The following is a 23,166-nucleotide window of genomic DNA, read 5'->3' as shown; positions in this document are numbered from 1 at the left end:
GACAAGAGTGCGCGCTCCGCGCCGCGACGGCCGCTCCGCACGGTGAGTGCTGCGGCCTCGGTGACCACTTTGGCACTGACTGAATTTTCAGTCAACTCGCGAGGTGCTCGCATCCGGCCGCCACCTTCGTTCTCCGATCGCGTCAGGGTTTGTTCAGGCGGGCGGCGAGCAGAGCGATGTCGTCGTCGGCCGAAGCGGGCACCAGATGGGTGACGAGACTGTCGCAGAGGGCGTCGAGGGACGGCGCGGGCTCGGCCAGAAGATGGGTGAGCTCGCTCAGACGGTCGTCGATGTCGGTGCCGCGTGCCTCGATGAGACCGTCGGTGTAGAGAACGATCACGCTGCCCGGAGCCAGCGTGGTGTGAGTGGTGGTGAAGCGGGTGGGACCGACGCCCAGGGGGAGTCCCGGCGGTACGTCGAGAAGGCGGGCGGCGCCGTCGGGGGTGACGAGTGCGGGCGGAGGATGGCCGGCGCAGGTGATGCGGCAGGCCCCGGTCGCCGTGTCGAGATCGACGTAGAGGAAGGTGGCGAGCATTGGGTCGGCCAGGTCGTCCAGGGCGGCCTGGAGCTGGCGGAACATGTCGTCGTGGTCGAGGTCGAGCCTGGCCAGGGCGCGGACGCTGGCGGAGAGCCGGCCCATGACGGCCGCGGCCTGGATGCCGTGCCCCATGACGTCGCCGATCACCAGCGCCACGGAGTCGCCGGTCAGGGGGATCACGTCGTACCAGTCGCCGCCCACCTCGTTGACGTCACTGGCGGGCAGGTAGCGATGGGCGACCTCGATGCCGGGGGGCGGGGTGATGTGCTGGGGCAGCATGCTGCGCTGCAGGATGAGGGCGGTGTCGTGCTCGCGGTGGTAGAGGCGGGCGTTGTCCACGCACACGGCGGCCCGCGCGGCCAGTTCGGTCGCGAGGGCGGTGTCCTCGTCGCCGAAGGGCTCCGGCGTGGTGCAGCGGTAGAACGTGGCCAGGCCCAGCACCGTTCCCCGGGCGAGCAGCGGCACCATCATGAAAGAGTGCACTCCGTGCTTCAGCAGCTCGGCCGGCGCCGGGGAGTGACGGGCCGCGGGCGCGATGGAATTCTCGTCGAGGCGGGGGACGACGAAGGCGTGGCGGTCGGCGAGCGCCTGGGTGTAGGGCGCGGCCGACGGGAAGATCAGGGTGCGTCCGAGCGGGGCGAGGATCTCGGCCAGGGGTGAGTCGAAGGGGGCTTTGCCCAGGCGGCGCAGGCGGGTCCCGGCCACCAGGCCGGAACCGATCTCCGCGCCCGCGGCCAAGGACTCCAGAACGTCGACCGTGACCAGATCGGCGAGCTCCGGGACGGTGACGTCGGCCAGTTCCTGCGCGGTGCGCTCGAGGTCCAGGCTGGTGCCGATGCGGTACGTGGCCGCGTTGATCAGCGCGAGGCGGCGCCGGCCGGCCTCGGCCTCCAGCTGGGTCTGCTCCTGGATCGTGATGTCGATCAGGGAGGCGGCCAGTCCGAGGGGGTGCCCGTCCGTGTCCTCCAGCCTGGTGTAGGAGCACGACCACACCCTGTCCTGGTCCGGGGCGGCCGGAGTACGGCCGATACGACGGGAGTCGAGGACGGGCCGACCGTCTTCGAGTACCTGCCGCATGAGGACTTCCATGGCGGCCGCGTTCACCCCGGGCAGCACCTCGGCCAGACGTCGACCGACGTGAGCGGCCTCCGGCAGGCCGTTCATCGCCTCCAAGGCGGGGTTGACCCGCAGGAAGCGCAACCGGGTGTCGAAGAGGGCGATGCCGACCGGGGAGCGGGCGAACAATCCGTCCCACACCGCGGAGGAACCGCGGATCCGCTGGGCGGCGGCGGCATCGGCGGCGAAGACCAGCACGGTCGTCCCGCCGCGCGGACGGGCAGGGACGGGCGCCGCCCAGATCTCCACCTCCACCGGGTGCCCGTCCCGGTGCCAGGCGGTCACGGTACCCATCACGCCGCGGGCGGTGACGGCCTTCTCCCACAACGACCTGCCGAGACTCCGGTCCACTCCCGGATGCAACAGATCGGCGATGTGGCGGCCGATGACCTCGCGCGGGGTGTATCCCAACAACTCGTGCGCGGCCGTGTCCCAGCGCACGATCCGGCCGTCGCTGCCGGTGGCGAGCACCGCCACGGGCAGCCCCCCGAGCCAGCCGCCCGCGGCCCGGGCGGCCGGGCTCGTGACCTCGTCGAAGGGCTCGGGATCCATGCGCGCACCGCCTCTCGCCCGTCGAGAGATCCGTCTCCCGCAGCCTGAGGAGTTGCCCCACATGCCTACGTTACCGCCGCCGGGACCGGGCGGTGCTGCGTCGTGCGCACGGCCCGGCCGCGCCGTGAGCGGGCGTGGCGCGCCTGGCCGGGCGTGCTCCCTCGCAGTGCTGAGGCAGACCTGCGAACCCGTGTGCGAGAGCTGGGTGAAACGAGCCCGGGAACGGCCAGGAAGGGGGTCTCACCTGCGGCTTTAAGTGGTCGCTTAGAGGCTTGCCGGTGCGCGGACGGCTCTGCCAGTCTGTGCTGCGGCAAAGGGGTGAAGACCCCGCCCGAGATGAAGAGGAGTGTGGCAGGAATGCAGCGCTTACGGGTCAACGGCATGCGGCGATGGATGGCGGTCGCCGTTCTCGGCTCCGCTGCGGTGATGAGCACGATCACCCCCGCCAGCGCGGGCAGCGCGGGCAGCGCCGAGGGAGCGGGAACCCAGGCAGTGTGCGGGTACTACGCGGGCAGGGAGATCGCGTTCTACAACCACTGTGGCCCCACCACGATCAAGATCAAACTCGACGTCGTCCGGGGCTTCGACCGGACCATCTGCGTCGGACCCGGCGATACGCGGCTCGGCCTCAAGAGCCAGATCAGGGACGCGAACTACGTCGGTGGAGCCGGCTGCCGCATCACGTAACCCTCTCCGGCGCGGCGCGGACGTGTCCGCTGTGCATCCGCCCCCGGCCATAGGGCACCCGAGCCTGTTTCGCCCCGATCCGAGAGGCGATCGGAAGGCGTGTGGTGACCCTGGCCGGGGAATGCTGCGGGTGCGCGGGCACGCTCCAGCACCGTCAGGGGGCCGATCGGTGTTACGCATTCACTTCACGGCGGAAGATCTCGCGCGGACACGCGTCGCCGCGACGATCGGGGTCGCGGCGGAGACCTACTACAGCCTGGAACTGCTGCGGGGGAGCGGGGACAGCCCCCACTTCCGCTCGTGGCGGGCGGCCGTCGCGGGTCGCATGGGGGCCAACACCCGCCCGTTGACGTCCTTGCTGCCGGTGCGTGGGCCCGGGCTCGACCTGCTCGCCCTGATGGGGGACGGGCCCTGCCTGGAACACGCCGTGGACAACCTGCTCCACGCACCGGCGGCCCGTCTGCGACGGGAGTTCGAAGGCATCGACTTCCCCCTGGAACACCTGCCCTGGGCAAGGCGGGTGTCCGAGGGGGACCGCGAGGCGCGGCGGGAACTCGCCGAGGCGCTGCGCGCCTGCCATCGGCTGGCCGTGGAGCCCTACTGGCACAAAGGGCGGTCCGAACTGGCCGCGCTGTCCTCCCGCTACATGAACGTGCTGCTCGAGGGAGGGGTCGATCTGCTGCTGCGTTCGCTCTGCGCACCACTGGTCCGTTGGCGGCCGCCGGTTCTGGAGGCTCCCTACCCGCGCGTGGTCGAGGTGCACCTCAGGGGAAGGGGACTCATCGTCACCCCCACCGTCTTCTCGCCGCACTCGGTGAGCTTGCTGTGGGACCCGCTCGACACCACGCAGCCACCCCGGCTGACGGTACCGGCCCTCCGCGAGCCGCTGGCCGGCGGCGGGTCGGCCGGTGTGGCCGGCCCCTCGGGCCGAAACCTGGAATCCCTGCTCGGCCGCACGCGAGCCGCCGCACTGCGGGTGACGGCCGAAGGCAGCACGACGACCGAGTTGGCCCGCCGCCTCAACGTCTCGGTGGCAGCCGCCAGCCAGCACGCGACGGTGCTGCGGAACGCGGATCTGATCACCACCAGCCGCCGAGGCGGATCCGTACTGCACCGCATCACCCCCCTGGGGCTCGCCCTGCTGAGTTCCGTGACCACGACGGAGCCGTGACCCGTGAGCCGTGGCGACCACGGCACGGGGGCGGGGCTTCGGCGAGGCAGTGCCTCATGGCCCGTTCAGGCCGATAGATTGCGCACGCCTGTCGGGGCCCCGCCGCCCTCCGGAGTTCCGGGACACGGGCCCTTCCCGCTCGGCGCCGGACGCGCACGACAAGCGGCGGTACCCGGCCGAGGCCGCACCCCGGGCCGGGGGACGGGCCGCGAGGAGGTCGGCCTGTGGGAGAACTGCTCGGCGAGGTCGTGCCGCTCGCACTGGGTATCGCGCTGTCGCCGGTCCCCGTCGTTCCCGCGGTCTTCCTGCTCTTCACGCCCCGCCCCCGGGTGACCGCCGGGTCCTTCCTGGCCGGCTGGACGGCCGGCGTTCTCGCGGTGACGGTCGCCCTCGCCCTGCTCGCCGCCGTCATCGAGGTCCACGAGGAGACTCCCACCTGGGCATCCTGGACCAAAGCGGCCCTCGGCATGGTCCTCCTTCTGCTGGCCGTGCGGCAGTGGCGCTCACGAGCGAAGAAGGACACCCCGGCCTGGATGCGGACCCTCACCGACGCCACCCCGGTGAAAGCCCTGCGGCTGGGGCTGCTGCTGTCCGCGGCCAACCCGAAGGTCGCCCTGCTCTCGGCGGCGGCCGGCCTGACCGTCGGCTCCGCCGAAGCGGGGCCGTCCCGCGCGGTGACGGCCGTGGTGGTGTTCACCGCCGTCGCGGCGTCCACCGTGGCCATCCCGCTGCTGCTCCACGTCGTCGTGGGGGAGCGGGTCCTGGGCCCTCTGGGCCGGGCAAGGACCTGGCTGGAGATCCACAACAGCGCCGTCACCGCCGTGGTCCTGTCGGTGATCGGTGTGCTTCTGCTCGTCGAGGGCGCCGCCGGCCTGTGACCGGCGGGACGACGACCCACCCGGGCCCGCACACCGCGGCGGCATCGGACATCCGGCCTTCGGCCCACAAGGCCCACACACCTTCGACCGGATCGGGCCCGATCCGGTCGGGCGCCCCTCAGTCGTCCATGGGGATGTCCAAGCGGTCGGCCAGGGCGGTGAGGGTCGTTCCCAGAGGGAGTTCGACCCGGGTGACGGCGTGCCTGTCGCCGCGGGTCGGATCCCGATTGACGATCAGTACGGGCTTCCCGGCCTGGGCCGCCTGACGGACGAAGCGCAGTCCGGACATGACCGTCAGCGAGGAGCCCAGGACCAGGAGGGAGGCCGCCGCACCGACCAGTTCGCGGCAGTGTGCGACCCGCCGGGGCGGAACGGTTTCGCCGAAGAACACCACGTCCGGCTTGAGGATGCCGCCGCAGTGCGTGCAGGGCACCACGGAGAAGTCCCCGACCTGTTCGTCGGTGAGGTCGGCGTCGCCGTCGGGGTTGAGTCCCGCGGCCACTGGTTCGAAGCCCGCGTTGGCCTCTTCCAACCGCAGGGCGAGTTCCCGGCGCGAGCCGGAGACGCCGCAGGAGAGGCAGACGACCCGGCCCAGGTTTCCGTGGAGCTCCACCACGTCCGCGCTGCCGGCGGCCTGGTGCAGTCCGTCGACGTTCTGGGTGATCACGCCCGACAGCAGTCCGCGGCGCCCGAAGGCCGCCACGGCCCGGTGCCCGGCGTTGGGCCTGGCGCGGCCGAACGTGCGCCAGCCGAGGTGGCTGCGTGCCCAGTAGCGGCGTCGGGCCGCGGCGCTGGTGGTGAAGTCCTGGTATGTCATCGGGGTGTGCCGGCTCAGGCTTCCGCCCTCGCCCCGATAGTCGGGGATGCCGGACTCCGTGGACATGCCAGCCCCGCTCAGCACCAGCACCCCGCCGGCCTCCAGGGCATCGGCGACGGGCCCCGGATCAGTGGTGCCGGGCCGCAGGTCCTCGGTGGGGGTCCAGGTCAGAGCGGGGCGCATGCGCATGACGCCAGCGTACGCAGCACACGGCGTCCGGCGTAGGCCGTCAGCCTCCGTCGCCGCCGCGGGACCATCCGTCGCCTCCGGGTCCCGTGCCCCTCTCGTCGGGGCCGGGCCGCAGGTCCAGCATGTTCAGCAGTGAGGCCAGGTCGTCGGGGCCGGTGGTACGGGACGCGACCGCCTCGTGAGCCCGTTCGCGACGGGCGGCGCCGCCCGCGTAGGCGTCCGGGCCGCCGGCCGGCGTTTTCGCGTCGCACCGTGCTCCGTACACGGCGGCCGGGTCCGTACCAACCAGCGGGCCGGGGCACACCCGGCGCTCGCCGGCGGTGGCGCAGACCGCGGCGGACACGGCGGCCGTGCGCCGCCGGCCGCCACGGACCGCCACGGTCACCGTCCGCGCCAAGAGGCGCGGGTCGAGCGCGGCAGGCCGGAACAGGGTGCCGACGGACAGCCGCCGAACGGTCCGGCGAACGTCTGCCATGGGGTTCTCCTCACTGCGAGCGGTCATTTCCGGCGGCGATCACGACCCCGGACGCCTTGTGCGTCCGTGACGCCGCCGCCCACGGGGACCGGCGACCGGCGGGCCCTGTCAGCGAGGGTCGGCGAGAGCGGCGGCCGCCTTGACCCGGGCGGCCGTGGTCGCCGCGGCCGCTTCCACGGGACGGCGGACGGCCCTCACCGGATGCCGGTGGTCGAGCGCGTGCCTGGAACGGTAGGCGAGGGAGGGCTTTCCGTGGGTGTCCGCGGCGGCGATGAGTAGACCTCCCACCGCGGCGAGGTCGGTCAGGAACCGGGCGCGTTGCCGGGCACGCTCCTCCGGATCCTTCACCGTCCAGAACGCGTGGCCCGTGAGAGCGGTCGGCACCACCGTGGCGGCGAGCGTGAGCGCGGCCAGCCGAGGGGCACGTCCCGTTGCGATCATCAGGCCCGCTCCGACCTGGATCGCGCCGTGGACGCGTACCAGCTTCAGCGGGTCGCCGTCCGAAGCCGGAACGCGCTTGCCGACGGCCTCGGCGAAGGGCTGGAAGACCTCCGCCGCGGTCTCGGGCCGGCGCAGGGTGCGCAGGCCCTCCACGATGTGCGGGGTGGCGAGCAGGGGGCGGGCGAGCTTTCGAAGGACAGCCATGTCCCGCTGCTGCCCCGCCTCGGCCGGTCCATCCGTGGTTCCCGTTCGGGCTCCACGCGGGGAGCCCCGCAGGCCTCCGCCCAGGACGCGAGAGAGCCGGGGGAAGAACGGCACCGGACGGCTGGTTGTCACGGCTGCACAGGTCCATGTACACGCGGGAGTGACACGGGAGGGACAGACATGTCGTATCCGTCGTATCCGGAGGCACGCTACGGGGGAGACGAGGGCGAGGTCAGCGCGGTGTTCAGGCCCGTCGACACGCCGGCGGAGCTGTCGTCCCCGAACGGCGACGCGACGCACTACCTGGCCACGAAGGCCTCCACGAACGGGGAGTTCGGCCTCTACCGGGTGGAGATGAGCGCCGGCGCGGGAGGTCCGAAGACCCACTTCCACAAGACGATCTCGGAGTCGTTCTTCATCCTCGACGGGACCGTCAGGCTCTTCGACGGCGCGGACTGGATCGACGCGAAGAAGGGCGACTTCCTCTTCGTGCCACAGGGCGGCCTGCACGCCTTCCGCAATGATTCGGACGCTCCGGCGGAGATGCTGATGGTGTTCGCGCCGGGGGCGCCGCGTGAAGAGTACTTCGAGGGGTTGTCGCAGCTCGCGAACGCGACCGACGAGGAACGCACCGAGTTCTTCATCCGGCACGACTCGTACTTCGTCGAGTAGGGCGCGCGGCCAAGCCCTGTCGCGAGGCCGTCCGCGAAACCGTCCCGAGGACGGTTTCGCGAACCGGTCGTGGCACAGAGGGTCCAGTGTCGGACCGCCGGACCATGACCCCCGTCAGGCCGCGGCGATCGGGCCCTGCGTGGCCTTGACCCGCTGGAGCGCGGTCAGTTTGCGCACGAAGAGGACGGCCAGCACGGCGGCGACGATGGTGACGACGTCGGTGACGGCGCCGAGCGCGGAGACGCTGCGCATCGCCTCGACCGTGTCGGCCGCGATGTACCGCCTGGACCAGACGCGGTCGAGGACCAGGGTGGCGACGAACACGATCCACCAGGCGGTCACCGGGGCGGTGGGGACGTGGCGGTACGAACCGTCGGGCGCGAGCTGCGTGCTGGCCTTCCAGGTCTCCCGCGCCGTCCGGTAGGGGAAGAAGAGGTTGGCGATCGGGACGAACCACCAGCCGATGGCCCAGCCGGCGGACTGGCTGAATCCGTCGGGACGGAAGACCTGGCCGTTGCAGCGGACCCGGTGGAACCAGACGATGAAGACCACGATCGTGGCCAGGCGCAGGACGGTCTGCGCGACGCCGGTCGCGCCGTTGAGGAGGTCGGCCAGGGCGATGTTGTCGTCCTCGACGCTCGCGGGGGCGTCGAGGAGGTCCTTCATCAGCCTCCACACGTACAGGTTGACCCCGGACGAGAAGAGATCGATCGCGGCACCCACGGACAACAACACCGTCAGGGCCGTCGCCAGACCCTCCGGCGAGCGCAGCACACCGGCGGCCGGCGGCAGCGGGGCGGGATGAGGCGCCGGCAGCGGTGGTGGCGGCGTCATCGGTCCGGCCTCGGGCTGCGGAGCCGGCGACGGGCCGGGCCTGTTGAAGGACATGACGGAGTACCCCCCACGGGAACGTGCACGTGCGACATGACAACGGGCCGCCTGACGGGCGACCCGAGCCGCCTGACGATATGCCATGTCCACGCCCGCCGTCCAAGGGGTTCGGCGGTAGGGCAATCAGTCGAACCCGCAGGTCAGCGGCCGGCGGGGGTGAACTCCACGAGCAGGGACCTCGGACCACGGGTGAAGACACCCTGCTCGGCCGGGTCGTACCCTTCGGTCGGCCGGATGTCCGGCATCGCGTCGAGGAGTTGGTTGGTGGCGATCTCCACCTCGGCCCTGGCCAACAGCGCACCGACGCAGAAGTGCCGCCCCAGCGCGAACGCCAAGTGGTCCGCGGCCGCGGAGAAGGCGGTGGTCGCCGTCAGGTCGGTGCGGAAGATGTCGAACCGGTCCGGATCCTCGTAGCGTTCGGGATCGCGATTCGCCGCCCCGATCAGACAGGTGACGGTGGCGCCGGCGGGGATGGTGCCCCCGCTCACCGGGACATCGGCGGCGGCCTGCCGCATGATCATGTGGACGGGCGGGCTGTAGCGCAGCGTCTCCGCGAAGGCCCGGTCGATGAGCCCGCGGTCCTGCCGCACGGCCGCGAGTTGCCCCGGGTTGGCCAGGAGGTTCGCGAAGAGGCCGGCGATGGCCTTGTCGGTCGTCTCGGCCCCGGCGGTGAGCAAGAGGCTGCAGAACGCCTTGATGTCCTCGTCGTTCATGCTCACCCCGTCGACCTCGGCGGTGCAGAGCGCGGACAGCAGATCGTCACCGAGGTGGTCCCGCCGGTTCCTGATGATCGGCAGCATGTACGCGGCGAACTCCACCTGAGCCCGCTCGCCGGCCGCCGCGCACTCGGGATCACCGGACAGGTTCGCGATGAACGCCACGAAGGCCCGGTACCAACCGCTGATGCGCTCCTGGCCGGACCGGTCCAGTCCGAACATGTCGGCGATCACCGTGATGGGGAAGTGCGAGGCGAAGCCGCTCACCAGGTCGACGGACCCGACGTCGCGGAACGCGTCGATCAGCTCGCGGGCATTGCGTTCGATGACCGGGACGACCTTCTCCCGAAGCTCGTTGCCCCGGAACGCGGGGGCCACCAGAGCGCGCCGAGTGGAGTGCTCCCGGCCGCTCATCTGGAGGATGGTCTTGCCGTGCACGGGCTCCGCCTGCCAGGCGTAGTTGTCCGTGGTGAAGAGTGACTCCTTGTCCTTGAACGCCCGGGCCACGTCCTCGTAGCGGGAGATGAGGTAGCTCTGCGTCGCCTCGTGCCAGACGAGGGGCTCGCTTTCGCGCAGAGCCCGGTACGTCGGGTACGGATTCTCGGCGAACTCCTGCGACAGGATGTCCGGGACGTTGCGCGCGGCGGTCATGGAGTTCCCCCATCGGCCTGGCTTGCGTCGCGCCGAACACCGTCGGCGCCGTGGGATCCGGCCGAGCCGCTGTACCGCAGTCCTCACCCCGGTATGCCGGACCTTCGACCGACTCGTCCGGGAAGCCTGCGGGTTGCGATGCGGCCGGTGATGTGTCCGTGTATCCGTTCAACTGCGCTTCTTTCAGGAAACACGACGCCACCCGCCGTCGCCAGAGCCCCGACGCCTGCTCCTGAGCGGGTCTCGCCGCAGTCTGTGACATGAGGGGAGTCCCGAGGCGCCACGGAGCTGCTGGGGGGAGGAGAGGGGCGATGGCGGACCGACCACGCGGTCACCGGTGGGGATGATCCGGTGGCGCTTCGCGGGAGTCGTGCCGTCGGGTCGTGCGGTCAGGTCGCGCCGTCGGGTCTTCCGCGCTCCGCCTGTCAGGGCCGCAAACCCGCCCGTCTGAGAGCGACTTTGGACAGTTCGGAGATGACCTGTTGGTCCCCGCGGCGCCAGGCGTCGGCGAGGCCGGCCGGCGGGACGGGGACGGCCGTGAGGTCGGTCGGCGGCCCGGTGAGGGAGCGCAAGGCCAGCAGATCGGCGCCGCCGGGGGCTTCCAGGAGGCGCCGGGTGGTGGCGACGCGCCGGATCCACAGCAGGCGTGGGGGGAGCCACAGCACCAGTACGAAGGTGACCGGGAAGACGATCAGGGCGAGCGTGGTCAGTGTGGCCACGTTCTCCACGGTGTGCTGGAGTGACTGTCCGGCGTCGGAGAGCCCGGTGCCGGCCTCGGCCGCGGACTGGAGCGGCTTCTTCAGGAGGCCGCCGACGAGCGGCACTCTGGACGCGGCTTCGCCGGCGCTGTCGAGGCCGGTGGCCAGGTTGTCACCGGCACTCTCCACCTTCCGTCCCGGCTCGGCCAGCAGCATGATCGCGTCGCGGACGGCCAGCGCGAACCACACCGAGGCCGCGATCACGGCCACGGCGATCAGATCCGCGAGCACCTGCCGGCTTCGCCTCGCCGGGGTCTGGGCGTAAAGGCGCATGGCGCGCTCCTGTTCCGGTGGTGGCATCGAAGACGGCCGGATCCAGCCAGTTGAGGTGCGCGGCGTTCGTGTCGGCGGGGCGTGGCCGTCTCTTGACCGTACGGGAGACACGAGTATTCCATCCGTCTCCGCAGGGAGAAGGGCTCGACGCGTCACCGCATGAGCGCAGCCGCCAGGGGGCGGGCCGTGGCGCGGGACGTCGAGCCACGCCCGGTCCGCCCCGGAGAGTCGGAGTGATCACGGCTCAACTTCTCGTGGGAGCGCGGGAATCCGAGGGAACCCAGGGCCCGAGCCGGCTCCCGCAGCCCAGCCCGAACCCGATGGAGAACGGGGCCGACGCAATCCCCGGGCTGCGGTACGGACGGTGCGTGGCCCCCTGCCGGACGCTGCCGGGCAGGGCTCCGGGCACCGTACTTCAGCGGTACCGGCGGCGGGGGGCGGGTAGCCGTTCCCCGGTGGGGTCGTCGGTGGAGGGGCGCCGCCCCACCTCCCCCCTCGGGCCGGGGCCCCGACATCCACCGGGTCAGGGCAGGTCGGCAGGCGGCGGCCCGGTCTCGGCCTCGTACACGTGCGGGCCGTCGACCTGCCACTCGATCAGCGGCGAGTCCCCCAGCACCAGCTCGTCGGGGTCGGGGACCTCGATCCGCCTGAGCATCTCGATCACATCGGTGTCCTCGTGCGCGACGCCGAGAATCGTGTCCACTCCGCCCACGCGAATACCGACCGGGCGCCCGCCCGACGGGCTGACACGGTGCACGAAGATCGGCGCTCGCTCCATTCCTCCACCCTGCGGGACGCCGGCCGACCCGGCACGCCGAGCGCGGCCTCCGGCCGGCAGTGCGCGGACGACCCCCTCCACATGGTCGGCCGGTGCCGGATCCTTCGCGGGGTCGCGCCTCGTCGGGGGCGGGCCGCGGGCTCTCCCCGTATCGCGCTCCTCCGCGCGGGAGCCGAGAATGAGACTGCCCGCGCAGTGGGCGACCGCCGGGGTGCCGGCATTGAACCCGTTGCGACGGGTTCAATGCCGGGCGTGAGCGGCGAAGCGATGCCGTGAGCGGCGGAAGCGATGCGATGCGGTGCTCGCGCGGCTCGCGGTGCCGCAGGGATCCAGGTGATGACGCATGTGCCGGTGGCTCGCCTACTCGGGAACTCCCATGCTGCTGGACACGATCCTGTACAAGCCGGCCCATTCGCTGATCGACCAGAGCCTGCACTCCAAGCTCGGTGTGGAGACCACGAACGGCGACGGATTCGGCGTCGGGTGGTACTCGCAGGACAACAGCACTCCCGCGCTTCTCAGGGATGTCGGCCCCGCCTGGAACAACCGAAACCTGAGGGAGATGGCCGACCACGTCCGCTCGCCGCTGTTCTTCGCCCACATCCGGGCGTCGACCGGGACGGCGGTGCAGCAGTCGAACTGCCACCCCTTCCGACACGGCCGCTGGATGTTCATGCACAACGGGGCCATCGCCGGTTTCCACCTGATGCGCCGGGACCTCACCCTGCTCGTCGACCCCGCGCTCTACGCCGACATCGAGGGGACCACGGACTCCGAGGTGATGTTCTTCCTGGCCCTCACCTTCGGCCTCGACCGGGACCCGCCGACCGCCGTCGCCCGGATGGCGGGAGTGGTGGAGCGCGTCGGCCGCGACCACGGGGTGGAGTCACCGCTCCAGATGACACTCGCCATCAGCGACGGCGTGCGGGTGTGGGCCTTCCGCTACTCCAGCGGCCACGACTCCCGGTCGCTGTTCTACAGCAGCCGGGTGGACGCGCTGCGCAGGCTGCACCCGGACATCGCGTTCCTGCGGGACATCTCCGAGGGGACCCGCCTCATCGTGTCCGAACCCCTCGGTGACCTGCCCGGCGCCTGGAACGAGGTGCCGGAGAGCAGCTACGGGGTCGTACAACCGGGCGCCGACGAGTTGTACCCCTTTGCTCCGGTGCCCGCGTGACGCGAACGCGCCCACCCGGGAAGCGGACGGACCCAGGGCCGTCGTCCGGCCCCGACCAACAGGAGACCGGGCCATGCAGAACTCACTGATCAACCTGGCGGAGGACTACGACTACCCGCTGCTCAACATCTTCTTGACCATGATGTTGTGCTTCCTCTGGGTGTTCTGGTTCGTGCTCCTCATGCGCATCATCGGTGACGTCTTCCGTGACGACGACCTGAGCGGCTGGGCCAAGGCCGGGTGGACCGTCTTCGTCATCCTGCTGCCCTACCTGGGTGTCTTCATCTACCTGATCGTCCGTGGGCGAGGGATGGGTGAACGTCAACTCAGGCGCAGCCAAAGGCAGGAGGAGGCGTTCCGCACCTACGCGCGCGAGGGCGACGCGATCACCGGTCAGGCCGAGGAACTGTCGCGGCTCGCCGAACTCAAGAACCGCGGCGCCATCACGGCGTCCGAGTACGAGCGGGCCAAGGGCAAGGTCCTCGGTTCCTGAGGCGGGGCGCGAACGAGGAGCCAAGTCGACTTCACCCGAGAGTCGTTGACGCCGGGCGGTCGTGCGTCCACACTAGTCTGAGAACGAACTAGCCTGAGAATGAACTAGTCCGAGCTCGGGCATGGAGAGGGGGGCTTCCGCATGGCCGACGCAGAGCCCATGACCGGCTGGCTGCGGGGGGTGTTGCCGCTCGCGCTCGCGGGTGTACTGGCCGAGGGCGAGCGGCACGGCTACGCGCTGGTGCAGGAACTGGCCGCCCGGGGGTTCGGTACCGTCCGCGGCGGCGCGCTGTACCCCGTGCTCGGCCGACTGGAGGCCGACGGGGCGGTGGAGGCCCGGTGGGAACCGGGGGAGGGCGGGCCGGGCCGCAAGGTCTACCGGCTCACCGACGCCGGATGGAGCAGACTGCGGCAGGAGACGGCCGGCTGGGAGAAGTTCTCCGGTGCCATGGCTCGACTCCTGTCCCACAGCGTGGAGGACAACCCATGACCGACGCCGCCACCCGGTGGAACGCACGGACCCGACTGGCCCTGGCCGCACATTCGGTGGACAGCGCCACCGCGGACGCGGTGCTGGCCGAGGTCGAGCAGCACTGCGTCGACAGTGGTGAGAGCCCCCAGGACGCCTTCGGTACGCCGGAGGAGTACGCCGCCGCCGTCTTCGGCGAGCGGGTCGCGCCCGAGGAGCGGCTGCGCCACGTCAGGAACGACCTGACACCCGTCCAGGCACTCTGCCGGGCCGCCGCCCCGGTCGGCTTGGCCGCCCTGACGGTCGGCGCGGGTCTCTGGATGACGAACGGCCTCATGTCGGCCGTGACTCCGGGTGCCCTGACCGGCTCCTCACTCATCGCCACCGCCCTGGCCGGTGGCGTCGTCGCCTCCACGATCCGAGACCGGCGTCGCCGCGCCCTCGGCTGGGGGGCCGTGGCCACAGCGGCGGTGATCGGCGCGGTGGCCTTCACCTCCCTTTCCGACAGGCCGCTGGGCCACCTCCCGACTCCACTCCTGTGCGTACTGGGCCTCGTGCTGCTCTGGACAGCCATACGGGCCGAATCGACCGAGAACCCCGAAGGAGCACCCATGACACCGCGTACGGACGGCCTGAACTCCGGTGGCCTGAACACGGACGAACGCCGGTCCTGGCTGGGCCGGTTGCCGCAACTGCTCACGGAGCGCCACGCGATGTCTTCCACGCGTGCCGCCGAGCTGACGAAGGAGGCCGCCGACCACCTCGACGCCACCGGACAGGCTCCCGAGGAGGAGTTCGGCCCCGTGGAGCTGTACGCGCTGCGCCTGTCCGAAGCGGAGTCCCCCCGCGTGCGGTGGTGGAAGCGGGACGCCGTCCTGGAAGCGGCACTCGCGGTGATCCTCGCCGGCTACCTGGTGGTCGCCGTCGTCTCCGGTGGGCCGGTCTGGCAGATCGCCCTGGCCGGCGGAGCGCTCGCCGTGGACCTGGCGATCCTCGCCACTCGTCTGTCGCGCAAGCGCCCCGGCGGTTCCCCCGGTCGGTAGTCCACGCAAGCGTCCCGGGGCGCAGGCGCGCGCCGTTCTCCCGTGCCCGGTGTCGGCGGCCCCGGCCCCTTGGACCCTTCGCCGACGGGGAGGCCGGGCGGTCCGGCCGTTCGGCCCGTCGGGCGGGCGCGTTGTCCTCAGCGGGCGAACTTCTCGCGGGCGGCCGGCGTGACGGGGGTGAAGAAGTTGACCAGGTTGCCGTCCGGGTCACGGAACAGGAGTGCGCGGTTCCCCCAGGGCATCGTGGTGGGCTCGTTGACGAAGTCCTCCACGAAGCCGCTCAGATTCCGGTGGATGCTGTCCACGTCGTCGACGAGGAATTCGAGGATGACGCTGTGGTTGTCGGCGGGGCGGGCGGATCCGGGTGCGAACAGAGGGACGGTGCGGGTGCTGCCGATCGCCAGGACGGCCGAGGCGGTCCTGAGCTCGGCGAAGTCCTCGTTGGCCCAGTTCGCCGACAGGCCGGTGGCGCGCTCGTAGAACGCGACGAGGCGGGCCACGTCGCCCGTGATGATGCGGACGGAGACGAAGTCCATGGGGTTTCTCCTTTGGTGCGTCGGTGCTCGTGACCGCACGCTACGACCAATACCGGGCGGAACCCGCCCGGTATGTACGGGAGACTTTCCCCATGCCCCGCCCCATCGCCCGCGTCCTGACCCTGCTGGAGCTCCTGCAGTCGGGCGGCATCCGGCCCGTGTCCGAACTCGCCGATCGATTGGACGTCGACGAACGCACCGTGCGGCGCTACGTACAACGACTCGTCGACATCGACGTGCCCGTCGAATCGGCGCGCGGCCGCTACGGCGGCTACCGGCTCGCCCCCGGATACCGGCTGCCGCCGCTCATGCTGAGCGACGACGAGGCGCTCGCCGTTCTGTTGGGCCTGGTCGCCGGTCGGCGGTCCGGCCTGACGGCGGCCACGGACACGGCGAGCGAGACGGCCTCGGCCAAGATCAGGCGCGTGCTGCCCGAACGGTTGCGCCGCAGACTCGACGCGGTGCTGGGCTCACTCGCCATCACGGACCCGCCCGGCAAGGGGGCCGCGCCGGACCCGGGGGTCCTGCTCCCGATCGCCGAGGCGGTGCACCACCACCGACCGATCTCGATCAGGTACACCGCCGCCGACGGCCGACGCAGCGAGCGCACCCTGCACCCGTACGGAGTCGTCGCCCATGCGGGCAGGTGGTACATGACGGCGGCGGACCCCTCGGCGGACGAGGACCGGACGTTCAGACTGGACCGCATCTCCGATGTGCGGATCCTGCCCGGCTCCTTCGAGCCACCCGCGGCGATCGACCCGGTCAAGCGCGTCCTGACGGGGCTCGCGACGGCCCCGTACCGACATGAGGTGACCCTGCGAGTCCAGGGGACGGTCGGGGACATCCATCCCCGACTGCCCCCCGGCCTCGCGGTCCTGTCGGAACTCCCCTCCCCGGACGGCGCACCTCCGGATGCCGACCCCTGGTGCCGGGTCGAACTGCGCGTGGACCGGCTCGACTGGCTGCCCGCCGTACTCGCCTCGTTGGATCGCCCCTTCGTCATCGACCGCCCGGTTGAACTCCGCGGTCTCGTCGAGGCTTTCGCCGAACGGCTCGCGGATTCGGCCCGACGGAGACCTCCGCGCGACTGAGGGGCCGGCCGGGCCTCCATCGCGGACGCCCGGGCGCCGCGACACCTGGGCCGCTCTGCCGACCGGCCAAGAGCCCGCGACCTCGGCCCCATGTGCTTGCCGCCCGGATCAGCGAGCCGGGTCACATGGGACTAAAGTTGACATAAGGGTAGGCGAGGCACGTCCGGCGGCTTCGAGATGTCCCGCGGACCGTTCGGCTGTCCCAGGAGGCGAGATGACCCCCAACGCGGCACCGTATGACACGCACAACGACCCCGAAGACGTCCTCAAGCAGCTCGGAAGCTCATGGCACTGGGCGCTCGGCTTCGCCCTGGCGACACTGATCCCGGGCATCCTGGTGCTTGTCTGGCCCGACGAGACGTTGCACATCCTGGCCGTGATCATCGGCCTGCAACTCCTGGTGGCGGGCGGCTTCCGTTTCGTCACGGCCTTCTCGCACAGCGGCGACCGGGGTGGCAGCAGACTGGCCGCCGTCCTCATCGCCATGCTGGCGTTCCTTGCCGGCGTCCTGGTGTTGCGGCATCCCATGCAGACGATCGGCGCACTGTCCCTGATCGTCGGAGTCTTCTGGTTGCTCACCGGAGTGCTCACGGCCTATGTCTCGATCGCCGACCGCGCCCTCGTACATCGAGGTCTGCTCTTCGGCCTGGGCGTCCTCGGTACGGTCGCGGGAATCGTCGTGCTCTGCTTCCCGGTGGACTCCGCGGTCGCCCTGACCCGGCTGCTGGGACTGTGGCTCGTCCTGCTCGGCGTGTTCGAAGTGGTGATGGCCTTCGCGCTCCGCTCCGCCACCCGCCGGATCACACCCCCGCTCTCGGAGTGAACACCTCGTCGACGGTGGCCCCGCGCGGCCCGGCCGAGTGGACGGACGCGGGCGCGCGGCGGCGGGCGCGGGGCGGCCCGGGTCGGGCTCATTCGAGGAGCGCGTAGAGCCCCGAGGCGAGGTTGAACAGGAATCCCAGCGCGAAGAGACCGCTCGCTCCGATCCAGATCCGGCCCTGGATCCGTCGGGAGCGGCGAGGGGGAGCGGGCGCGACGAGGGCGTCGCCGATACGCAACGGCCGGTTCGGGGCGGTGATGCCGCGGCCGGTGCGGACCTGGGTCCAGCCGACCCGAAAGCAGAGAAGGCCGCCGGCCAAGGTGACGAGCACGTTCTGGAAGTAGAGACCGGGCGGCTTCTCCTCGGCGAGCGCCGCGACCAAGGTGTGCAAAGGCTGATCCCTCAAATGTTGTCGACGTTCGACGCATGATCTCCTCACGGTCGCGCAGACCACGTCAACGGATTTCCTGTCGCCTTCCGTGCGGCCCGTCCTTTCAGAGGGATGGCTGACGCCGGCGTGGGGTGTGACCCTCAGGACCCGGATGCGCATTGGCCCTTCGGCGCGCCTGAGGTGCGCGTCCTCGAAGAGCGGTGGGGAGGGGTGCCCGCCGCGAGGGGCCGGTCGCCACCCGCCCGGAGCCGGCCCGAAATTCAGTGGAGCCTTACTGCCGTGTGCCGTTACCGTTCTCGCGTCCGCAGTCCCCCTGTCAAGGATGTGCCGTTGTACACCAAGTGAGACCCCCCGAGCGCTGAACCGTCGCGCGTCGCACCTGTGCGCCGCGCTCCTTTTCGCTGCGGTCTTCTCACTGGAACCGGTGTACTTCTGTGTCCGAAACCTGGGTGGTCGTTCCCACCTGCCTGCCGACAATTCTCCGCCGTTGCCACAGGTGCGCCTCCGGGCGCTTCCGTGCGAACGGCAAATTCCGTGTCAACGCGAACCACAAGCTCCTCGACGCCTGGCTCCTCGCCCTGTGTAACGCCTGCGGGGACACCACCAAGCTCACTGTCCTGGAGCGGATGAACGTGCGTTCCGTACAACCCGAGTTCTTGAACCTGCTGCACGCCAACGACCTCGGCCTGGCAGCCGAACTGCTCCAGGACCCGGTGGTACGGCGACGCAATCGCATCGCCCTCGACTGGGACAACGCCTGGCGCCTCGACGGCGGCGCGTCGGACCGGCCGGACCGGTCGGACCGGCCGGACCGGTCGGATCGACCGGATTGGCCGGATTGGCCGCTTCCGCCGCAGGGCGAGTCGATCGAGATCTCGGTCCGCTTCGGTGCGCGGATACCGGTGCGGCCGGATCGACTGATCGCCGAAGGCTTCGGCCTTTCGCGAGCAGGGGTCGAGAGGCTGCTCGCCGAGGGGAACCTCGTGTCGACGGTCCGTCTGAGCGGCAGGCTCTCGGGCGACTTCACCTTCACGCTCAAGCGCTGAGTCTTCCGGCCAGGGGCCTGTCCCGGCGGTATCGAATCCGCCGGGACAGGCCCTAGTTCTGCTGTCTGCGGAGCAGCGGAGGGGCCGGGTTGGGCAGAGGACTGGCCGCGGCGGGGGTCAGGCCGTCCAGGACCAGGGTCACGTAGCGCCGCCAGCCCCCCTCGGCCGGGTCCATGGTCCACAGCACGCTGACGAGCATGCCCATGATCCGCTTCAGGTCGTCGGGTACGAGGTCCTCCCGGATCACCCCGGCCTGCTGCCCCCGTACCACCAGCGGGTCGAGCGCGTCGAAGAAGCGGGCGCTCGTCTCCGCGGTGAAGATGCCGGCGTTGCGCGCCGCGGTCAGCACGTGGTGCTCGTCGGCCGCCGAGGTCAGGGCTGCTTCGATGACGACACCCAGGCCCCGGCGCGGGTCCTCGTCGCCGAGCCCGCGCTCGATGGCGGGGAGGACGTCCTGGGTGAACTGCTGTTCCAGCACCGCGCGCAGGAGGGCCGCCTTGTCCGGGAACCGGCGGAAGAGCGTCGCGATCCCCACGCCGGCCCGCCGGGCGATCTCATCGAGCCCGGCGTCGGGCCCCTGCTCCGCGTAGACGTCGCGTGCCGCCCTCACGATCTTCTCGATGTTCCGCACCGCGTCTGCGCGCAGGGGCTTGGGGGTCTCGGTCGGCACTCCACCAGGATAGCAACCGATAGTCGACGATCAGTTCGAGTTGACACCCCGGGCGCCCTGAAGTGATAGTTGACTACTGATTATGGTGCGCGCACCCGCCGGGCGCGCCCGTCCACCACCTGCCACCCGAATCCGCGACCCGCTCCCCGCGCACCCGTCACCCGCCCCCGCGCACCAGTCACCCGCCCCCGGTCGCCGGGCGGCCGCATCACGCGTACGCCCCACCCGTGACACGCACGTCTCGTCGCCTGTCCGGTCGGACATCCGCCCTACGCTCCCGAGGAACCCTCCATGCCACAGCCGTCCACGGCTCCCCGCACCGGCAAAGTGATCGCGACACTCGCACTCGCGGGGGTCACCGCCGCCGTCATGCAGACCCTGGTGACCCCCCTGCTGGCCGACATGTCGACGATCCTCCACACCTCCTCCTCCAACGCCGCCTGGGTCGTCACCGCCACCCTCCTCGTCGCGGGCGTCTGCGTCCCCATCAGCGGACGCCTGGGCGACATGATCGGCAAGCGCCGCATGCTCCTGGCGTGCTCGATACCGCTGATCGCCGGATCCGTGGTGTGCGCGCTGTCGAGCAGCGTCGTCCCGATGATCGTGGGCCGCGGACTGCAAGGCGTCGGCATGGGCATGATCCCCCTGGGCATCGCCCTGCTCCGCGACGTCGTTCCCGCCGAGAAGCTCAGCTCCTCCATCGCCCTGGTGAGCGCCTCCATGGGAATCGGCGGCGGCATCGGGCTTCCTGTCTCCGCGGCCGTCGCGCAGTACGCCGACTGGCGCTTCCTGTTCTGGGGAGCCGCCGTGCTCGCCGCCGCCGTCTCCGTGATGATCGTGGCCTTCGTGCCGGACGTCCCCGCCGGCGCCAAGGGACAACGCTTCGACTTCGTCGGCGCGTCGGGCCTGGCCGTCGGCCTCGTGTGCCTGCTGCTCGCCGTCTCCAAGGGCGCCGACTGGGGCTGGGGCTCGACCACCACCCTCGGCCTGATCGTCACCGCCGTCACGGTCCTGGCAGCCTGGGGCTGGTTCGAATGGCGGACCACCGACCCACTGGTCGACCTGCGCACCACCATCCGCCCGCGTGTCCTGCTGACCAACCTCGCGTCGGTCTTCATCGGCTTCGGCATGTACGCGAGCATGCTGGTCGTCCCGCAGTTGCTCCAGTTCCCCGAGGCCACCGGCTACGGCCTGGGCCAGTCGATGCTGGCGGCCGGCCTGTGGATGCTGCCCGGCGGCCTGATGATGATGGTCGTCTCACCCCTCGGGGGCAGGCTGACCAACGCCCGGGGTCCGAAGGTCACCCTCGTCTGCGGGGCGCTCGTCCTGGCCGCGGGTTACGGCGCCGCGCTGCTGCTGTCCGGCACGGCCCCCGGCCTGATGTGCGCCGCGATGATCATGAACAGTGGTGTCGCCCTCGCCTACGGAGCCATGCCCGCCCTGATCATGGGCGCCGTGCCCCTCGCGGAGACCGGCGCCGCCAACGGCTTCAACACGCTCATGCGTTCCCTGGGCACCTCGGTCGGCGCCGCCGTCGTCGGTGTCGTCCTGGCGCAGATGACGACCACGGTCGGCGGCCACACGTTCACCTCCGAGGGCGGGTTCCGTACCGGTCTGCTGCTGGGCGGCGGCCTCGCCCTGGTCTCCGCGGCCGTCGCCGCCCTGATTCCCGCCGCCCACCCGGAAACACTGACGCGGCGGGACGCGGCGGGACCCGCGGCGGAGGTCGCCCACGCACCCGCCGCCACGTAGCCGCCCCGGCCTTCCGGACCCGCCCGGGCACGGGCCGCGGCCAACACCGGCCCGTGCCTCAGGGTGGGGTGGGGGCGGGCGGGTGACGGTGCGGTGGTGCCTGCCCGCCCGGTCGTGTCCTGGCAGGATGGCGGCATGGAACGTGTGCTTGGAATCGGTGGATATTTCCTGCGGGCCGCGGACCCGGCGGCCCTGAACTCGTGGTACCGCGATTGTCTGGGCCTGGACGCCGATGCGAACGGCGTCTGGCAACAGGCCCTCGGGGCGACGGTGTTCGCGACGTTCGAGTCCGGGACCGAGTACTTCGGCTCCCGCACGCAGCAGAGCATGCTCAACTTCCGGGTCCGCGACCTGGACGCGATGCTCGCGCAGTTGCGCGCCAAGGGAGCGGACGTGGCCGCGGAGTCGCAGGACATGGAAGGGGTCGGTCGATTCGGCTGGGTCACCGACCCCGAGGGCAATCGGATCGAGTTGTGGCAGCCCGTCTGATCGCGCCTTCACACAGGCGGTGACGTGCTGGTGGACCGCCCGCCCGCCCTCCGGCCCGACAGATCCAGGTCGGGCCCTCGTGCGGCTCGCGGAACACGTCCACCAGGTGGTCGCCGGTCGACGGATCGCGCAGCCAGGTCTGATGAGTGAGCTCCGACACCTCCGGCGTGAGCTCCCAAGCGCGGTCCGAGGCCACCACGTCGAAGGCGAACTCGGGGAACCGCGCCCGGATCTCGGGGAACCGGGCGGCCGGGACGGCGATTTCGAGGTCACCATGCTCGCGGGTCTGTTCGCCCGCGAACAGGTGCGAGGGCCCGGTGGTACGGTCGGCCTGGCCCCGCTCGGACACGACCTGCCCGACAATCTGACCGTGGTTCCGCTGGTCGACATGGCGCCGAGCCGAGTGGTCGCGGTATGGAACGACGACGACCCCAACCCGTTGATCCGCTCGTTCATCGACATCGCCTTGGCCGTGTACCGCCACTGAGTCCGTGACGGCGATACCGCTCACCACGCTCGGCCGCAACCGGCCGGCGTCCGCTGGTTGATCAAGTCTTCTTCAAGAGCGATCCGGCCCTCGTGCCGCACCCGCGCGCAGGCAGCGGCACTCCTACCGTTCTCCGATGTGGCTGGAATCGAGGAGTCGAACGGAAGTCCGGACCGGCGCGAGATCGTCCGCGCGGCGTTGACAGGAGCGGTGGCTGTGGCGGCCGGGACCGTCGGGGCCGCCCCTGATTCCACCACGGCCTCGACCCCCGCCCAGGCCGGCGCGGCGCGGATGCGGCCCGCGACCCCGCGGTCGGCGTTGCGGGAGCTCATGGCGGGCAACGTCCGCTGGCGCACGCTCCACGAGAGTCACCCCGACCGGACGCGGGCCGTGCGACAGACGCTGGTGACCGGACAACATCCCTTCGCCGTGGTCCTGGGCTGCGTCGACTCCCGCGTTCCGCCGGAGCTGGTCTTCGACCAGGGCCTCGGCGACCTGCTGACCGTCCGTTCGGCAGGCTCCGTCCTCGACGAGGCGGTCCTGGCCAGCATCACCTACGGGGTCCTGGAGCTGGCCATTCCGCTCGTCGTCGTGCTGGGGCACCAGTCGTGCGGGGCCGTCACCGCCGCCATTCACGCGGCCGAGGCCGGCGAGAGCCTCGCCGGCCACATGCAGTACCTGGTCGACCAGATCCGTCCGGCGATCGACCGCGGCCCGCGGGGAGCGGCGCGCGTGGACGCGACCATCACGGCGAACGTGCGACTGGTCCGCTCCCGCGTCGCCGCCGAGCCCACCCTCGCGGCGAAAGTCGCCTCGGGTGAACTGGCCGTGATCGGGGCCCGCTACGAACTCAACAGTCAGACGGTCCACCAGACCCACTGACCCCGCCCACC

25 protein-coding genes and 1 pseudogene are annotated in these 23,166 nt (G+C 71.2%); 15 read left to right on the top strand and 11 right to left on the bottom strand.

Going from position 1 to position 23,166, the window contains the following annotated elements:
- Positions 1–142 precede the first annotated feature (142 nt).
- Positions 143–2,206, bottom strand: a complete 2,064-nt coding sequence (locus tag OHA84_RS03015; protein WP_053675826.1) for a SpoIIE family protein phosphatase — start codon at positions 2,204–2,206, stop codon at positions 143–145.
- 357 nt (positions 2,207–2,563) lie between these two features.
- Here OHA84_RS03015 and OHA84_RS03010 point away from each other — a divergent pair, with 357 nt between their 5' ends.
- The 3 genes from OHA84_RS03010 (at position 2,564) to OHA84_RS03000 (ending at position 4,942) form a co-directional block, all read left to right on the top strand.
- Positions 2,564–2,893 (top strand): DUF6355 family natural product biosynthesis protein, encoded by a 330-nt coding sequence (locus OHA84_RS03010; RefSeq protein ID WP_159041264.1) that lies wholly within the window; start codon positions 2,564–2,566, stop codon positions 2,891–2,893.
- A gap of 169 nt (positions 2,894–3,062) precedes the next feature.
- Complete coding sequence (locus OHA84_RS03005) at positions 3,063–4,064, top strand: helix-turn-helix transcriptional regulator (RefSeq protein ID WP_266973588.1); 1,002 nt, start codon at positions 3,063–3,065, stop codon at positions 4,062–4,064.
- 224 nt (positions 4,065–4,288) lie between these two features.
- The gene (locus OHA84_RS03000; protein WP_266973589.1) at positions 4,289–4,942 is read left to right on the top strand and encodes a GAP family protein; all 654 of its coding nucleotides are present in this window, start codon (positions 4,289–4,291) and stop codon (positions 4,940–4,942) included.
- Positions 4,943–5,060: 118 nt separating this feature from the next.
- Here OHA84_RS03000 and OHA84_RS02995 read toward each other — a convergent pair whose 3' ends face one another.
- The 3 genes from OHA84_RS02995 to OHA84_RS02985 form a co-directional block, all read right to left on the bottom strand.
- On the bottom strand, positions 5,061–5,948 hold the full coding sequence (locus tag OHA84_RS02995; RefSeq protein WP_266973591.1) for an NAD-dependent protein deacetylase: 888 nt from the start codon (positions 5,946–5,948) through the stop codon (positions 5,061–5,063).
- Positions 5,949–5,988: 40 nt separating this feature from the next.
- Positions 5,989–6,423: a hypothetical protein gene (locus OHA84_RS02990; protein WP_266973593.1), complete on the bottom strand. Its 435-nt coding sequence runs from the start codon at positions 6,421–6,423 to the stop codon at positions 5,989–5,991.
- Positions 6,424–6,531: 108 nt separating this feature from the next.
- Positions 6,532–7,068 carry a DoxX family protein gene (locus OHA84_RS02985; RefSeq protein WP_266973595.1) on the bottom strand — a complete coding sequence of 179 codons (537 nt, stop codon included), beginning with the start codon at positions 7,066–7,068 and terminating at the stop codon, positions 6,532–6,534.
- Between the two features lie 180 nt (positions 7,069–7,248).
- Here OHA84_RS02985 and OHA84_RS02980 point away from each other — a divergent pair, with 180 nt between their 5' ends.
- Positions 7,249–7,740, top strand: coding sequence for a cupin domain-containing protein (locus OHA84_RS02980; protein ID WP_266973596.1), 492 nt, complete (start codon positions 7,249–7,251; stop codon positions 7,738–7,740).
- Between the two features lie 114 nt (positions 7,741–7,854).
- On the opposite strand, the gene OHA84_RS02975 is transcribed toward OHA84_RS02980, so the two are convergent.
- The 4 genes from OHA84_RS02975 to OHA84_RS02960 all read right to left on the bottom strand — a co-directional run bounded on the left by OHA84_RS02975 (position 7,855) and on the right by OHA84_RS02960 (position 11,732).
- Positions 7,855–8,628: a DUF4328 domain-containing protein gene (locus OHA84_RS02975; RefSeq protein ID WP_266973597.1), complete on the bottom strand. Its 774-nt coding sequence runs from the start codon at positions 8,626–8,628 to the stop codon at positions 7,855–7,857.
- A 143-nt stretch (positions 8,629–8,771) separates the two neighbouring features.
- A complete protein-coding gene (locus OHA84_RS02970) occupies positions 8,772–9,998 on the bottom strand; it encodes a cytochrome P450 (RefSeq protein ID WP_266973599.1) in 1,227 nt (408 codons plus the stop codon).
- A 425-nt stretch (positions 9,999–10,423) separates the two neighbouring features.
- Positions 10,424–11,029, bottom strand: coding sequence for a hypothetical protein (locus OHA84_RS02965; protein ID WP_266973601.1), 606 nt, complete (start codon positions 11,027–11,029; stop codon positions 10,424–10,426).
- A gap of 523 nt (positions 11,030–11,552) precedes the next feature.
- Positions 11,553–11,732, bottom strand: coding sequence for a hypothetical protein (locus OHA84_RS02960; protein WP_323181950.1), 180 nt, complete (start codon positions 11,730–11,732; stop codon positions 11,553–11,555).
- 418 nt (positions 11,733–12,150) lie between these two features.
- Here OHA84_RS02960 and OHA84_RS02955 point away from each other — a divergent pair, with 418 nt between their 5' ends.
- The 4 genes from OHA84_RS02955 to OHA84_RS02940 all read left to right on the top strand — a co-directional run bounded on the left by OHA84_RS02955 (position 12,151) and on the right by OHA84_RS02940 (position 14,988).
- The gene (locus OHA84_RS02955; protein ID WP_053675801.1) at positions 12,151–12,984 is read left to right on the top strand and encodes a class II glutamine amidotransferase; all 834 of its coding nucleotides are present in this window, start codon (positions 12,151–12,153) and stop codon (positions 12,982–12,984) included.
- A gap of 73 nt (positions 12,985–13,057) precedes the next feature.
- Positions 13,058–13,477, top strand: coding sequence for an SHOCT domain-containing protein (locus OHA84_RS02950; RefSeq protein ID WP_266973606.1), 420 nt, complete (start codon positions 13,058–13,060; stop codon positions 13,475–13,477).
- A gap of 141 nt (positions 13,478–13,618) precedes the next feature.
- Positions 13,619–13,966, top strand: coding sequence for a PadR family transcriptional regulator (locus OHA84_RS02945; RefSeq protein ID WP_266973608.1), 348 nt, complete (start codon positions 13,619–13,621; stop codon positions 13,964–13,966).
- Positions 13,963–14,988, top strand: coding sequence for a hypothetical protein (locus OHA84_RS02940; RefSeq protein WP_266973610.1), 1,026 nt, complete (start codon positions 13,963–13,965; stop codon positions 14,986–14,988). The genes OHA84_RS02945 and OHA84_RS02940 overlap by 4 nt, the downstream gene beginning before the upstream one ends.
- A 137-nt stretch (positions 14,989–15,125) precedes the next feature.
- Here OHA84_RS02940 and OHA84_RS02935 read toward each other — a convergent pair whose 3' ends face one another.
- A complete protein-coding gene (locus OHA84_RS02935; protein ID WP_266973612.1) occupies positions 15,126–15,524 on the bottom strand; it encodes a VOC family protein in 399 nt (132 codons plus the stop codon).
- A gap of 92 nt (positions 15,525–15,616) precedes the next feature.
- Between OHA84_RS02935 and OHA84_RS02930 the strand changes: the two genes are divergently transcribed.
- Together OHA84_RS02930 and OHA84_RS02925 are read left to right on the top strand one after the other, a co-directional pair.
- The gene (locus OHA84_RS02930; protein ID WP_266973614.1) at positions 15,617–16,618 is read left to right on the top strand and encodes a YafY family protein; all 1,002 of its coding nucleotides are present in this window, start codon (positions 15,617–15,619) and stop codon (positions 16,616–16,618) included.
- Between the two features lie 214 nt (positions 16,619–16,832).
- Positions 16,833–17,441, top strand: a complete 609-nt coding sequence (locus tag OHA84_RS02925) for an HdeD family acid-resistance protein (RefSeq protein WP_053684200.1) — start codon at positions 16,833–16,835, stop codon at positions 17,439–17,441.
- Between the two features lie 88 nt (positions 17,442–17,529).
- Here OHA84_RS02925 and OHA84_RS02920 read toward each other — a convergent pair whose 3' ends face one another.
- Positions 17,530–17,829 (bottom strand): hypothetical protein, encoded by a 300-nt coding sequence (locus OHA84_RS02920; RefSeq protein WP_266973616.1) that lies wholly within the window; start codon positions 17,827–17,829, stop codon positions 17,530–17,532.
- A 434-nt stretch (positions 17,830–18,263) separates the two neighbouring features.
- Between OHA84_RS02920 and OHA84_RS02915 the strand changes: the two genes are divergently transcribed.
- Positions 18,264–18,875 (top strand): DUF1062 domain-containing protein, encoded by a 612-nt coding sequence (locus OHA84_RS02915; protein WP_266973618.1) that lies wholly within the window; start codon positions 18,264–18,266, stop codon positions 18,873–18,875.
- 52 nt (positions 18,876–18,927) lie between these two features.
- Here OHA84_RS02915 and OHA84_RS02910 read toward each other — a convergent pair whose 3' ends face one another.
- Positions 18,928–19,545, bottom strand: a complete 618-nt coding sequence (locus OHA84_RS02910) for a TetR/AcrR family transcriptional regulator (RefSeq protein WP_053684203.1) — start codon at positions 19,543–19,545, stop codon at positions 18,928–18,930.
- Positions 19,546–19,836: 291 nt separating this feature from the next.
- Between OHA84_RS02910 and OHA84_RS02905 the strand changes: the two genes are divergently transcribed.
- The 4 genes and pseudogenes from OHA84_RS02905 to OHA84_RS02890 all read left to right on the top strand — a co-directional run bounded on the left by OHA84_RS02905 (position 19,837) and on the right by OHA84_RS02890 (position 23,155).
- Positions 19,837–21,297 carry an MFS transporter gene (locus OHA84_RS02905; RefSeq protein WP_266973621.1) on the top strand — a complete coding sequence of 487 codons (1,461 nt, stop codon included), beginning with the start codon at positions 19,837–19,839 and terminating at the stop codon, positions 21,295–21,297.
- A gap of 135 nt (positions 21,298–21,432) precedes the next feature.
- Positions 21,433–21,786 (top strand): VOC family protein, encoded by a 354-nt coding sequence (locus tag OHA84_RS02900; RefSeq protein ID WP_266973623.1) that lies wholly within the window; start codon positions 21,433–21,435, stop codon positions 21,784–21,786.
- 319 nt (positions 21,787–22,105) lie between these two features.
- Positions 22,106–22,273, top strand: a pseudogene (locus OHA84_RS02895) (LysR family transcriptional regulator); the annotation flags it as partial.
- Between the two features lie 138 nt (positions 22,274–22,411).
- The gene (locus OHA84_RS02890) at positions 22,412–23,155 is read left to right on the top strand and encodes a carbonic anhydrase (RefSeq protein WP_266973624.1); all 744 of its coding nucleotides are present in this window, start codon (positions 22,412–22,414) and stop codon (positions 23,153–23,155) included.
- The last annotated feature ends 11 nt before the right edge of the window (positions 23,156–23,166 follow it).

The sequence above is a fragment of the Streptomyces sp. NBC_00513 genome (genome assembly GCF_041431415.1).
In the GTDB taxonomy this organism is placed as follows: domain Bacteria; phylum Actinomycetota; class Actinomycetes; order Streptomycetales; family Streptomycetaceae; genus Streptomyces.
Note: the sequence above shows the minus strand (reverse complement) of the source record. Positions and strands in the feature narration are given on the sequence as shown.